Source organism: Pseudogulbenkiania subflava DSM 22618 (genome assembly GCF_900177275.1).
GTDB lineage: Bacteria > Pseudomonadota > Gammaproteobacteria > Burkholderiales > Chromobacteriaceae > Pseudogulbenkiania > Pseudogulbenkiania subflava.
Genome location: NZ_FXAG01000002.1, coordinates 95,866 through 108,758, shown reverse-complemented (window position 1 = coordinate 108,758; position 12,893 = coordinate 95,866). Strand labels below are relative to the sequence as shown.

Genomic DNA, 12,893 nt, shown 5'->3' with positions numbered 1-12,893 from the left:
AACCCACAGCGCACACACGCCACGGCCGCAAGACGGCCGTGGCGACGAGGGAGTGGATCAGATGGTGCGCGAGTAGCGCGCCTTGGTCTGACGCTCGCGCAGGTGGCGGTCGAAGGCCATGGCGATGTTGCGGATCAGGAAGCGGCCTTTGGGCTGGACCATCAGGAAGTCGCCGTCGAAGGTGAGCAGGCCCTGCTGCTGGAACTCGCGGATGGCCGGCATCTCGGCGGCAAAGTACTCGGCGAAGTTGATGCCGTGCACCTGCTCGATGGCTTCCACCGACAGCGCGAAGCGGCACATCAGCGCCTGGATGATGGAGCGGCGCAGGATGTCGTCGCCGTCCAGCACCATGCCGCGCAGCACCGGCAGGCGGTTTTCGTCGAGTGCGGCGTAGTAGCTCTCGAGATCCTTCTCGTTCTGGCTGTAACAGGGGCCGACCTTGCCGATCGACGACACGCCGAACCCGATCATGTCGCAGTCGGCGTGCGTGGAATAGCCCTGGAAGTTGCGCTGCAGCCGGCCTTGGCGCAGCGCCACGGTGAGGTCGTCCTCCGGCTTGGCGAAGTGGTCCATGCCGATGAACACGTAGCCGGCGGTGGACAGCTGCTCCACCGAGTGCTGCAGGATGTCGAGCTTGACCGGCGGCAGCGGCAGGTCGGCCTCGTTGATGCGCCGCTGCGGCATGAACACGGTCGGCAGGTGGGCGTAGTTGTAGAGCGCGATGCGGTCCGGCCCCATGGCGATCACCTTGTCGACCGTGGCCGCAACCGAGGCCTGGGTCTGCAGCGGCAGGCCGTAGATCAGGTCGACGCTGACCGAGCGGAAACCGGCCTCGCGCGCGGCGTCGATCACCACGCGCGTCTCCTCTTCGCTCTGGATGCGGTTGACCGCCTGCTGCACGCGCGGCTCGAAATCCTGCACCCCGACGCTCATGCGGTTGAAGCCCAGGCGCGCCAGATGCAGCACGGTGTCGCGCGTCACCTTGCGCGGATCTATCTCAATGGAATATTCTCCCTCCGCCAAGAATTCAAAGCGGGTTCGGAGTATCCCCATCAGCCGTTCCAGCTGTTCGTCCGACAGGAAGGTCGGGGTGCCGCCGCCGAAGTGCAGCTGGATGACTTTTTCGCGCGGCCCCAACACGTCGGCCACCAGGCCGACCTCCTTCTCCAGGTAATCGAGGTAGCGGTCGGCGCGGCTCTTGTCCTTGGTGATGATCTTGTTGCAGCCGCAGTAATAGCACACGGTGTTGCAGAACGGCAGGTGCACGTAGAGCGAGATCGGGCGGCTGTTGGCGCCGATCTTGCGCTGCTGCAGCCAGTGACGGTAGTCCTTGGCGCTGAAGTCGTCGGTGAAGCGGTCTGCCGTCGGATACGAGGTATAACGCGGGCCGGCGCCGTCGAGACGGGCGATCAGGGCGCGGTCGAACTCGCAACGTGTGGGCGAAAACGGTGGGTGGGTGGTATTCATGATGTCTCGCGATGGAAAAACCAGTGGTGGGCTGGTAAATTTGCGGCAAACCTCCCGGAAACGCTTTGACCGACATCAAGGCCCAACGCTTTGACCAACATCAAGGCTTACTTAACAGAAGCGGACATGCCGCATGACTGACTCGACTGTTGTTCCCCTGCAAGCCCTCAAGGTCTCCTGCTCCAACTGCACGCTGCGCGAATTGTGTCTGCCCTTGGGTCTGAACCGTGAGGAAATGACACGACTGGATGCGGTGATCCGCCAGAGCCGGCGCCTGAAGCGTGGCGAAGCGCTGTTTCGCAGCGGCGAGGGCTTCAAGTCACTGTACGCGGTACGCACCGGCTTCTTCAAGACCTGCATCTCCAGCCAGGACGGGCGCGAGCAGGTCACCGGCTTTCACATGTCGGGCGAACTGATGGGGCTGGACGGGATTTCGGCCAACGTGCACGGCTGCAACGCCGTCGCGCTGGAGGACAGCGAGGTGTGCGAGCTGCCGTTCAGCCGCATGCAGAACCTGGCGCTGGAGATTCCCTCGCTGCAACACCACTTCTACCGGCTGATGAGCCGCGAGATCGTGCGCGATCACAACGTGATGATGCTGCTGGGCAATATGAAGGCGGAGGAACGGCTGGCCGCCTTCCTCATCAACCTGTCGCAGCGCCTGACGGTGCGCGGCTTCGCCTCCAACGACTTCATCCTGCGCATGAGCCGCGAGGAGATCGGCAGCTTCCTGGGGCTCAAGCTGGAGACGGTAAGCCGCACCCTGTCCAAGTTCCAGCAGCAGGGCTGGATCGCGGTGGACCACAAGCACATCCAGCTGGTGCAGCCCGAGCAGCTCAAGCAGTTGGTCGCCGGCTGCGCCAACGCCCACCCGACGCCGAACCACTGAGCCTTTCCGCTCCCCCGCGATCCTAGCGCCCGCGGGCGGCCCTCCGGCCGCCGCGGCATGGATGGCGTTCAGCGCCCCCCGTTTCCCGCCTTGCCATTGGCCAGCTCCTGCACCGTGTCGAGCAACTCGGCCAGCCGCGCCGGCGGCGGCCAGTTCGGCGGGCAGACAAAACCGCGCGCGACCTCTTCCCAGCTCCCGTTCTCCAGTGGCAACACCTCGGCGACCAGCTGTGGCGCCTCTGCCGCCGCCAAGTGGCGGCGCAGCGCGTCCTCGTCCAGCGTCTCGGCCTCGTCCACCCGCGCCGGTGCCAGCCAGCGCAGCCGCGGCAGCCACACCCAGCGCGATGCCAGCGAGCGCCGCGGCCACGGCGCCAGCAAGGGGCGCGCCCAGCCGGTCAGCGGGTCCGGCGCCAGCGGCGGTTCCAGCAGCACTGCATGGGGATAAAACAGCCAGCCCGCCAGCCTTGCCGCAGTGCGGCAGCCGACGAAGCCGGGCGGCAACAATGCCTGCGCCGCCGCGTGGCGCGACAGCGCGAGCTGATCCTGCAGCTTGGCCGCCTTCAGCGCCCAGGCGTCGCGCAGGCTGGGGCCGACCAGGGTATGGCGCCCTTCGCCCAGCATCAGGTAGAACTTGCTGGCGGTCTCGAGGTGCCACGGCTCGCCGTCGATGCGCAGCAGAAAGTCGAACTCGCCGATGGTGCGCAGCTCGCCGTTCTGCACCTGCAGGTTGGCCGCCACGCACTCAATGTGCGGCACGAGTTCGAACCAGAACGCCAGCAGGTTTTCGGCATAGCGGCCGAGACGGGTGGTGGGACGGGCAGCGAGCCAGTCAACGAGCGGGCGAGGATCGTGATCGAGTTCGGCCAGCAATTGCGGGCCGGCGTCGCCCAGCAGGCGTTCGGGCAGAATGTCGGCACCGGTGAGCCAGGGCGCCGGCGCCGTCAGCAGGAAGGCCAGGTCGCGCACCGCGGGGTGCGCGTAGGGCAGGTAGAAGGAGCTACTGCTGGTGCCGTCCATCATCGCGCTGGGCCACGCGCTGCACCTGCTTGAGGAAGCCGCGCAGGATGTCGACCTCCTCGCGCAGCAGGTTGGCGCGGTTGAACAGCGTGCGCAGGCGGCGCATCAGGCGCTCGCCGTTGCGACGCTCGTAGTAGCCGATGTCGGCCAGGGTCTGGTCGAGGTGGCCGCAGAAACCGTCCACCTCGTCGCGCGTGGCGCTCTCGCCTTCCGGCCGCAGGTAGTCGACGCCGACGCCGGTGTGGCTGAACAGCTCGTAGGTCATCACCTGCACCGCCATCGCCAGGTTGAGCGAGAAATACTCGGGGTTGCCGGGAATGGTCACCAGCCGATTGCACAGCTCGACCTCGTCGATCGACAGGCCGAAGGTCTCGTTGCCGAATACCAGCGCCACCTGCTCGCCGTCGCGCGCGCGCGCCACCAGTTCCGGCGTGGTCTCACGCGGCGTCGACAGCGGCGTGGTCAGTTCGCGCCGGCGGCTGGTCAGCGCGCAGGCCACGGTGACATCGGACAGCGCCTCGGCCAGGGTGTTCACCACCACCGCGTGCTGCAGCAGGTCGACCGCGCCGGAGGCCAGCGTGTCGGCCTCGGGGCTCGGGAAGGTCTTGGGCTCGACCAGGTAGAGCCGCGACAGCCCCATGGTCTTCATCGCCCGCGCCGCCGAGCCGATATTGCCCGGATGGCTCGGTCGCGCCAGCACCACACGAATGTTCTTCAAAAAATCAGGGACTTCGGGTTTCTTCATTGGCCATTTCGCATTAAAATGGACGGCTTATCAAAAGCCCGTCCACGAGCCGGGTTTTTTCGTTCCTTAACCCAGATTGTTTCCAGCTGCGATTTTCCCTACCGGGAAAGCCGAGGCTGTGTCTTTACTAGAGGCCGTCAATGCATCCCATGCTCAACGTCGCGGTGAAAGCCGCCCGTCGCGCCGCCAGCGTCATCCAGCGCGCGTCGCACAACGTCGACACCATCCGCGTCGAGAAGAAGCAGCACAACGATTTCGTCTCCGAAGTCGACCGCGCCGCCGAAGAGGCCATCATCTCGACCATTCTCGACGCCTACCCCAAGCATGGGATTCTAGCAGAAGAGTCCGGCGCCAAAGGCCTGGGCAACGCCGAATTCGAGTGGATCATCGACCCGCTCGACGGCACCACCAACTTCCTGCACGGCCACCCGCAATACTCGGTCTCGATCGCCTTGATGCACAAGGGCCAGATCCAGCAGGCCGTAGTGTATGACCCCAACCGCAACGACCTGTTCACCGCCTCGCGCGGCGTCGGCGCCTTCCTCAACGACCGCCGCATCCGCGTCTCCAAGCGCATCGCCATGAACGAGTGCGTGATCGCCACCGGCTTCCCGGTGACCGACCAGAGCTACATCGACCAGTATCTCGGCATGCTGAAGGACGTGCTGGCCAAGACCGCCGGCGTACGCCGCGAAGGCTCGGCCGCGCTCGACCTGTGCAACGTGGCCTGCGGCCGCGTCGACGGTTTCTGGGAACTCAACCTGAAGCCGTGGGACATCGCGGCGGGCAGCCTGATCGTGCAGGAAGCCGGCGGCATCGTGACCGACCTCAAGGGCGAGGATGGCTGGCTGGAATCCGGCGACATCGTGGCCGGCAGCCCGAAAGTGCTGGCGCAGCTGCTGCACACCCTGGCCCCGCACGTCGGCTGATCGTTCTCCAGCACCGCCATCCAACGCCCCGCTTGCCGGGGCGTTGTTGTTTCTTTCGTGGGCTTTTCGGCTCTTACCTAACCATCCTCTCCTCTACCGTGCTGTCTCGAGGGAGCTTAATTACCGCTTCCACCCGGTGGGGAAGCAGTGGCTTCATTGATTCAGCTGTTTCTTCTTGTGTCGCTGGCGAGGGTGTGGGAGCCGGCTCCACCTGTGCCAAAACATTGCCGACGCCTCCAATCAGCCCTTCTGCCGCGCCGGCTGGATGGGGGATGGCGAGGTTTTAAGCCACGGGCTGTCCGACGCCGGGCGACGTTAGCGCCCGGCTAGTTCCCGCCGCGCCTGCCATTCTCCAGCCAGACGGAGACAAGCAGCGGTGGGCTCGCCTTGGGAGCGTCGAGGGGCTTGGCGAGACAAGCCCCTCGACCCGCCTGACGAGCGGAACCGGCAAAGCCTGCACCTCCACCAACCTTCTGGACAAAACCGCCCCCCACCACCCTGTGCAAAAAACCGCACAACTCCCCTGCCCCTGTCTGGACTTTGGCACACAGCGACACACCAGTAAAAAAAAACAAACACACAAAATTCAAAAACTTACTAAACACCCCAGCATGATATGCCTCCTGCAATCCAGTACGGCAAGGACGCCGCCGAGTGTCCTGTCCAATACCGCGGGCAATGTGCGCGAGCTACGCAACGTCGCCGAGCGCTACTGCCTGGGCCTGGGCGACGGGCTGGAAGCGGAAACGGCAGCACCGGCGGCCAGGTGATCAAGGCCACCGAGCTGCTGCAACTGCCGCGCAAAACGCTGTACGACAAGCTGCACTGGCATGGCCTCGATCCGGAGCGTTGCCGCCACTAGCCGCGCGCCCAAAAAAGAAGCCCAACCGAGGTTGGGCTTATCAAGTTCACACCGTGTGGGTCTTTAATCTGTTCACGGTCTTGCTGCGCGTCCCTGATCGGGGCTCATGCGCTGCGCGAAATCCTCATGTACTCCAGTACATTCCGGTTTCTGTGCTGCTCTTCGTCCCGCTGAGGGCCGCTCGCGACAGACCGAGAGCAGATTCTTACAAACTGGGGAAGGCGAACTGCGAGGCCTCGTGGCTGGCGCGTTGCGGCCAGCGCTGGGTGATCGCCTTGCGCCGGGTGTAGAAGCGCACACCATCCGGGCCGTAGGCATGCAGGTCGCCGAACAGCGAGCGCTTCCAGCCGCCGAAGCTGTGGTAGGCCACCGGCACCGGCAGCGGCACGTTGATGCCGACCATGCCAACTTCGATCAGGTCGGCGAACAGGCGCGCCGCCTCGCCGTCGCGAGTGAAGATGCAGGTGCCGTTGCCGTATTCGTGGGCGTTGATCAGCGCGATCGCCTCCTCCAGGCTGTTCACGCGTACCACGCACAGCACCGGGCCGAAGATTTCTTCCTGGTAGATGCGCATGTCTGGAGTGACGCGGTCGAACAGGGTGCCGCCGACGAAGTACCCCCCTTCATGGCCAGCAACGCGGTAGCCGCGGCCGTCCACCACCAGCTCGGCGCCGGCCGCCACGCCGTCGTCGATGTAGCCGACCACCTTGTCGCGGGCGGCGGCGGTGACCAGCGGGCCCATGTCCAGGCCGCACGAGGTGCCGGCGCCGATCTTCAGCGCCTGGATCTGCGGCGTGAGCTTGGCGATCAGCGCATCGGCCACCTGGTCGCCGACGCACACCGCCACCGAGATCGCCATGCAGCGTTCGCCGCAGGAGCCGTAGGCAGCGCCCATCAGCGCGCTGACGGCGTTGTCGAGGTCGGCATCCGGCATCAGCACGGCGTGGTTCTTGGCGCCGCCCAGGGCCTGCACGCGCTTGCCGTGCTTGGTGCCTTCGCTGTAGATGTACTCGGCGATCGGGGTCGAGCCGACGAAGCTGAGGGCTTTCACATCCGGGGATTCGATCAGCGCGTCCACCGCTTCCTTGTCGCCGTGCACCACGTTCAGCACGCCCTTGGGCAGGCCGGCTTCGTGCAGCAGTTGGGCGATCAAGAGCGTCGAACTCGGGTCGCGCTCGGACGGCTTGAGGATGAAGGTGTTGCCGCAGGCGATGGCGAGCGGGTACATCCACAGCGGCACCATGGCCGGGAAGTTGAACGGGGTGATGCCGGCCACCACGCCGAGCGGCTGGAAGTCGCTCCAGGCATCGATATTGGGGCCGACGTTGCGGTTGTATTCGCCCTTGAGCAGTTCCGGCACGCCGCAGGCGTACTCGACGTTCTCGATGCCGCGCTTCAGTTCGCCGGCGGCGTCCTCCAGGGTCTTACCGTGCTCCTCGCTGATGAGCTGGGCGATGCGTTGCTCGTTGGCCTCCAGTAGTTGCTTGAAGCGGAACATCACCTGCGCGCGCCTGGCGGGCGGGGTGTTGCGCCAGGCCGGGTAGGCGGCCTGGGCGGCGGCGATGGCCTGCTGCACGGTGGCGACGTCGGCCAGTGCCACCGCGCGCGCGGCCTGGCCGGTGGAGGGATTGAATACCGGTGCGGTGCGGCTGCCGCCCGCGCTCAGTTCGCCGTTGATCAAATGATTGAGGATGCTCATGGTCCGTCTCTATTTCGCTGAATAGGGTTGAAGGAGGGCTTGCGGCGCCCTTCCCCCTTTGGCCTCTCCCTGCCGGAGAGGCCGTTGTTCCGTGCGGGCCCGGCCTGGTTACCGGCCGATGCGTTCACCGTGATTTGAGTTCGATCTCGATGAAGGCGACTTCGTGCTCGCAGGGGTTGATCACGTTGTGCTCGGTGCCGATCTGGCGGGTATAGCTCTGCCCCAGGACCAGCGCCGCACGCCGTTCGCCTTCGGGGGTTTCCAGCAGCAACTCGCCGTTGGTGATCGGCACCACGACGTATTCCATGCCGTGGCGGTGGTAGCCGGTTTCGGCACCGGGGGCAAAGCGCCACTCGGTCACCACCACCTGGTCGTTGTCGATCTGCACCGTAGGTACGGCCTTGGGACGTTCCGTCATCTCAGGCCACCTCGTTGAGGGCTTCGCCCACGGCGTCAAACAGGCGGTCGAGCTCGGCCGGGGTGCTGGTGAACGGAGGGCCGAACTGCAGGCAGTCGCCGCCGTAGCGCACGTAGAAGCCGGCTTGCCACAACTTCATCGCCGCCTCGAAGGGGCGCACGATGGCGTCACCGTCGCGCGGGGCGAGCTGGATCGCGCCCGCCAGGCCGCAGTTGCGGATATCCACCACGTGCCGGCTGCCCTTGACGCCGTGGATGGCCTTTTCGAAGTGCGGCGCCAGTTCGGCGACGCGCGCCACCAGGTTTTCGCGCTCGAGGATGTCCAGTGCAGCCAAGCCGGCGGCGCAGGCCACCGGGTGCGCCGAGTAGGTGTAGCCCTGGGTGAACTCCACCGCGTACTCGGGGATGTTCTGGTTCATGAAGGTGTCGTAGATCTCGTTGCTCGCCACCACCGCCCCCATCGGCACGGCGCCGTTGGTGAGCTGCTTGGCCAGGTTCATGATGTCCGGCACCACGCCGAAATAGTCCGCCCCGAACGGCGTGCCCATGCGGCCGAAGCCGGTGATCACCTCGTCGAAGATCAGCAGGATGTTGTGCTGGTCGCAGACCTGGCGCAGGCGCTTCAGATACCCCGCCGGCGGCACGATCACCCCGGCCGAGCCCGCCACCGGCTCGACGATGACGGCGGCGATGTTGGAGGCGTCATGCAGCTCGATCAGGCGCAGCAGGTCGTCGGCCAGTTCGATGCCGTGCTCGGGCAGGCCGCGGCTGAAGGCGTTCTGCGGCAGCAGCGTGTGCGGCAAGTGGTCGACGTCGAGCAGCTGGCCGTAGGCCTTGCGGTTGCCGTTGATGCCGCCCAGACTGGTGCCGGCGATGTTGACGCCGTGGTAGCCGCGGGCGCGGCCGATCAGCTTGGTCTTGCTGGCCTGGCCTTTCAGGCGCCAGTAGGCACGCGCCATCTTCACCGCGGTGTCGGCGCACTCCGAGCCCGAGTTGGTGAAGAACACGTGGTCGAGCCCGGCCGGGGTCATGGCGGCGACTTTTTCGGCCAACCTGAACGAGAGCGGGTGGCCGAACTGGAACGCCGGCGAGTAGTCCAGCGTGCCGAGCTGCTTGTACACCGCCTCGGCAATCTCCTTGCGGGCATGGCCGGCGCCGCAGCACCACAGGCTCGACAAGCTATCGAAGATCTGGCGGCCATCGGCATCGGTCAGATAGTTGCCGCTGGCGGCGACGATCAGGCGCGGGTCGCGCTGGAAATTGCGGTTGGCGGTGAACGGCATCCAGTGCGCACGCAGATCGAGACCGGCGGCGACGGGCGGTACGGCAGGCTGGGGGGAATTCATGGCACGGCTCCCGAAACGGTAAAGTGGCACAGGAAGTGGAAGAAGCGGTGCCTAGCTTGCACCAAGCTGCAAGACGAGTTAAATCACATTCTTCTTACGTTCAGTTTTGACTTTACTCACCCATTGGCAAGACACACTCCCTCGCCCCGGTCAGCGATTTCAACCTCCGCCTGTTGCGCCTGTTCAAGACCGTGCTGGAATGCGGCAGCTTCATCGGCTTTTTGCCCGACCACTACGCGGAACGCTGGGTGGCACAGGGCCCGCGCCGCGCCCTGCTGCAGCCGCTATTACGACGACATCACGCTCGCCGTGGTGACACGCCAGGGACGCCGCCCCAACCTGATCCTGGAGCGATTTCTCGCGGAGTTGGCGGGGACGTCCTGAGCCCCCGCCCACAGCCCCGCTCACGAGTAACTCAACCCCTCGGCCTTGCCCCAGAACACGCGGTAGGCGTACACGGTGTAGCCGACGATAGTAGGCAGCACCACCGCCGCGCCCCACAGGATCACGCGCAGCGCCTCGGGGCTGGACGCCGCCTGCCAGATGGTGAGACGGCCGATGACGATGTCGGGGAAGACGCTGTAGGCCAGTCCCCAGAACGACAGCAGCACGATGCCGACGGTGGCGGCAAACGGCAGCCAGCACAGGGAGTCGTTGCCGGCGGCCTGGCGCCGCGCCAGCCGCGGCAGGCTCAGGGCGAGCAGCGCGAACAGCGCCAGCGAACCCAGCGGCAGCGGCAACAGCAGCAGGAAATCGGGCAGCACAAACCACTTGGCGGCGATGTGCGCGCTCGCCAGCGGCGTGGCGATGGACACCGCCAGCACCGCCAGCCCGGTACCGTACAGCGCGCGGCGCGCCCAGCCGATGGCGCGTGCCTGCAGCGCCCCGCGCGTTTTCATGATCAGCCAGCCGGCACCGAGCAGCGCGTAGGCCGCCGCCAGGCCGGCCCCGGCCAACAGCGCGAAGCCCCACGCCGCTGCGCCGGGGGCGAAGCCGGTGAGGTAGCGCCCCAGCATCACGCCCTGGCTCAGCGCCGCCAGCAGCGAACCGGCGGCGAAGGCGGCGTTCCACCACGGCCGGTGCGGGTCGCGCGCCTTGACGCGGAAGTCGAACGCCACGCCGCGCAGGATCAGCCCGAGCAGCATCAGCGCCACCGGCAGGTAGAGTTCGCCCAGGATGATGCCGTGCGCCAGCGGGAAGGCCACCAGCAGCAGCCCCACCCCCAACACCAGCCAGGTTTCGTTGGCGTCCCAGAACGGCCCGATACTGGCGATCATGGTGTCGCGCTCCGCCTCCGAGCCCAGCGGCAGCAGGATGCCCACTCCCAGGTCGTAGCCGTCCAGGATCACGTAGGCCAGGAGCGAGATCGCCATCAGGCCGGCGAACACCACCGGCAACCACAGTTCCGCGTTCATGCTTGTTCTCCTGCCAGGTTGGCCGAAAGCGGGAGGTCATCGTGCTTGCCCGCCTTGCGCGCCAAATAGAACACCACCGAGACGTAGCTCGTCAGCAGCACCAGGTACAGCGCCAGGTACATCAGCAAGGTGGAGAGGATCATGCCGCCCGGCACCGTCGAGGCGGCGTCGGCGGTGCTGAGCACGCCGGTCACCAGCCAGGGCTGGCGGCCGATCTCGGTGACGTACCAGCCCGCCAGCGTCGCCAGCCAGCCGGAGAAGGTCATGGCGGTGAGCAGCCGCGTGGTCCAGCCGGCCGGCTCGCCGCGCCGCAGCTGCCACACCGCCAGCCACGCCGTGGCCAGCATCAGCACGCCCACCGCCACCATGACGCGGAAGCTCCAGAACACCTTGCCCACCGGCGGATGCTTGCCGGCGAATTCGCCCAGGCCGCGGATCTCGCCGTCCTGCTGGTGCGTAATGATCAGGCTCGCCAGCTTGGGAATGCCGATCTGGTAACGGTTGGACTGGCTCGCCTCGTCCGGCAGTGCGAACAGCAGCAGCGGCGCACCGCGCTCGGTATGCCACACCCCCTCCATCGCCGCGAGCTTGGCCGGCTGATGATGGAAGGTGTTCAGGCCGTGGGCGTCGCCGGCGAGGATCTGCAACGGGATCAGCAGCGCCGCCAGGTAGACGCCGGTCGTGAGGCTGTGGCGCACCGCCCTCACCCGATCGCCGCGCCCCCAGCGGTAGGCCGACAACCCCGCCACCAGGAACGCCACGGTGAGGCCCGAGGCCAGCAGCATGTGGGTCAGCCGGTACGGCATCGACGGGTTGAAGATCACCTCCAGCCAGTTGGTGACGTGAGCCTGGCCATTCACCATGGAGAAGCCGGTCGGGGTCTGCATCCAGGAATTGAGGGCGATGATCCAGAACGCCGACACCGTGGTGCCGAACGCCACCAGGAAGGTGGCCAGGGTGTGCACGCGGTTGGACACGCGTGAGCGGCCGAACAGCATGATGCCGAGGAAGGTCGCCTCCAGAAAGAACGCGGTGAGCACCTCGTAGGCCAAGAGCGGCCCGGCGATATTGCCGACGGTACGCATGTAGCCCGGCCAGTTGGTGCCGAACTGGAAGCTCATGGTGATGCCGGACACCACTCCGACCGCGAAGGTCAGCGCGAATACCTTGACCCAGAAGCCGTAGGCCTCCATCCACGCCTCGTCGCGCGTGGCGTTGAAGCGCCACTTGAAGAACAGCAGCACCCAGCCCATGGCGATGCTGATGGTCGGAAACAGGATGTGGAAACTGATGTTGGCGCCGAACTGGATTCGGGCCAGTGTGACGGGATCGAACTCCATGACTCACTCCTCCTTGCCGCCGTCGCGGCCGGTCAGCCGGCCGAGGCTCTGGGTGAACTGCAGCACCTTCTGCACCTGCGCCCCCAGCTTCATCAGCCGTTGCAGGGTCTCGACGTCCATGTCGCGGATGTCGGCGAACCATTTGGTCACCAGCTCGATGAGCTGGTACATCTCCTTCATCCGCGCCTGGGCGTGGCGCTCTTCCTCACTGCTCGGCCGCTCCAGGATCGCCCCGCGCAGCATGGTCAGGGTCGGTTCCACCTCACGCTTCTGGCGTTCTTCGGCCAAGGTCTTGAAGATTGCCCACACGTCGTCCGGCGTGGAAAAGTACTCGCGCCGGTCACCAGGCAGGTGCTGTAGTTTGACCAGGCGCCAGGCCTGCAGCTCCTTCAGCGCCATGCTGGTATTGGAGCGGGAGCAGCCGATGGCCTCGACGATGTCGTCGGCGTTGAGCGGCTTGGGCGAGACGTACAGCAGGGCATAAATCTGGCCGACGGTGCGGTTGATGCCCCAATGGCTGCCCATCTCGCCGAAATGCAGCACGAAGGATTGGGTCAGGGGTGGCAGGTTCATCTTTCTCCAATTTTCAGTAATTTCTGAAAGTTTGATATAGATCATAGACCCGCACTATTTTTCTTGCAAGCCGCCTTGCCTGCGGCTAAATGTCGCGCCCGATCGCCTTGGCCATCTCCCTTCGGAGCGCCGCGGCAACTGCGGTAGAATGCCCGCTTTTACCCGTCGGACGGCCCCGCAGACCGTCTGCTCCTG

General features: G+C 65.9%; 12 protein-coding genes. 3 read left to right on the top strand and 9 right to left on the bottom strand.

Annotation, left to right across the window (positions count from 1 at the left end):
* Window positions 1-57 precede the first annotated feature (57 nt).
* Entirely contained in the window at window positions 58-1,467 is a 1,410-nt protein-coding gene (hemN, locus tag B9N72_RS02090; protein ID WP_085274789.1) for an oxygen-independent coproporphyrinogen III oxidase, read from the bottom strand.
* A 133-nt stretch (window positions 1,468-1,600) separates the two neighbouring features.
* Here hemN and fnr point away from each other — a divergent pair, with 133 nt between their 5' ends.
* Window positions 1,601-2,356 (top strand): fumarate/nitrate reduction transcriptional regulator Fnr, encoded by a 756-nt coding sequence (gene fnr, locus B9N72_RS02085; protein WP_085274788.1) that lies wholly within the window; start codon window positions 1,601-1,603, stop codon window positions 2,354-2,356.
* A 68-nt stretch (window positions 2,357-2,424) separates the two neighbouring features.
* On the opposite strand, the gene B9N72_RS02080 is transcribed toward fnr, so the two are convergent.
* Entirely contained in the window at window positions 2,425-3,375 is a 951-nt protein-coding gene (locus tag B9N72_RS02080) for a DUF1853 family protein (RefSeq protein ID WP_085274787.1), read from the bottom strand.
* Entirely contained in the window at window positions 3,353-4,117 is a 765-nt protein-coding gene (locus B9N72_RS02075) for an RNA methyltransferase (RefSeq protein ID WP_085274786.1), read from the bottom strand. The genes B9N72_RS02080 and B9N72_RS02075 overlap by 23 nt, the downstream gene beginning before the upstream one ends.
* Window positions 4,118-4,257: 140 nt before the next feature.
* Between B9N72_RS02075 and B9N72_RS02070 the strand changes: the two genes are divergently transcribed.
* Together B9N72_RS02070 and B9N72_RS21350 are read left to right on the top strand one after the other, a co-directional pair.
* Complete coding sequence (locus B9N72_RS02070) at window positions 4,258-5,046, top strand: inositol monophosphatase family protein (protein WP_085274785.1); 789 nt, start codon at window positions 4,258-4,260, stop codon at window positions 5,044-5,046.
* Window positions 5,047-5,657: 611 nt separating this feature from the next.
* On the top strand, window positions 5,658-5,816 hold the full coding sequence (locus B9N72_RS21350) for a hypothetical protein (protein ID WP_234985858.1): 159 nt from the start codon (window positions 5,658-5,660) through the stop codon (window positions 5,814-5,816).
* 297 nt (window positions 5,817-6,113) lie between these two features.
* On the opposite strand, the gene B9N72_RS02060 is transcribed toward B9N72_RS21350, so the two are convergent.
* From B9N72_RS02060 to B9N72_RS02035, 6 genes are all read right to left on the bottom strand, one after another.
* Window positions 6,114-7,607, bottom strand: a complete 1,494-nt coding sequence (locus tag B9N72_RS02060) for a CoA-acylating methylmalonate-semialdehyde dehydrogenase (protein ID WP_085274784.1) — start codon at window positions 7,605-7,607, stop codon at window positions 6,114-6,116.
* Window positions 7,608-7,731: 124 nt separating this feature from the next.
* On the bottom strand, window positions 7,732-8,025 hold the full coding sequence (locus tag B9N72_RS02055) for a cupin domain-containing protein (protein ID WP_085274783.1): 294 nt from the start codon (window positions 8,023-8,025) through the stop codon (window positions 7,732-7,734).
* 1 nt (window position 8,026) lies between these two features.
* Window positions 8,027-9,370 (bottom strand): omega-aminotransferase AptA, encoded by a 1,344-nt coding sequence (locus B9N72_RS02050; protein ID WP_085274782.1) that lies wholly within the window; start codon window positions 9,368-9,370, stop codon window positions 8,027-8,029.
* A gap of 404 nt (window positions 9,371-9,774) precedes the next feature.
* Window positions 9,775-10,785, bottom strand: coding sequence for a cytochrome d ubiquinol oxidase subunit II (locus B9N72_RS02045; protein WP_085274781.1), 1,011 nt, complete (start codon window positions 10,783-10,785; stop codon window positions 9,775-9,777).
* The gene (locus B9N72_RS02040; protein ID WP_085274780.1) at window positions 10,782-12,125 is read right to left on the bottom strand and encodes a cytochrome ubiquinol oxidase subunit I; all 1,344 of its coding nucleotides are present in this window, start codon (window positions 12,123-12,125) and stop codon (window positions 10,782-10,784) included. Before B9N72_RS02040 ends, B9N72_RS02045 begins: the two co-directional genes overlap by 4 nt.
* 3 nt (window positions 12,126-12,128) lie before the next feature.
* Window positions 12,129-12,698 (bottom strand): GbsR/MarR family transcriptional regulator, encoded by a 570-nt coding sequence (locus tag B9N72_RS02035; RefSeq protein ID WP_085274779.1) that lies wholly within the window; start codon window positions 12,696-12,698, stop codon window positions 12,129-12,131.
* Window positions 12,699-12,893: the final 195 nt, after the last annotated feature.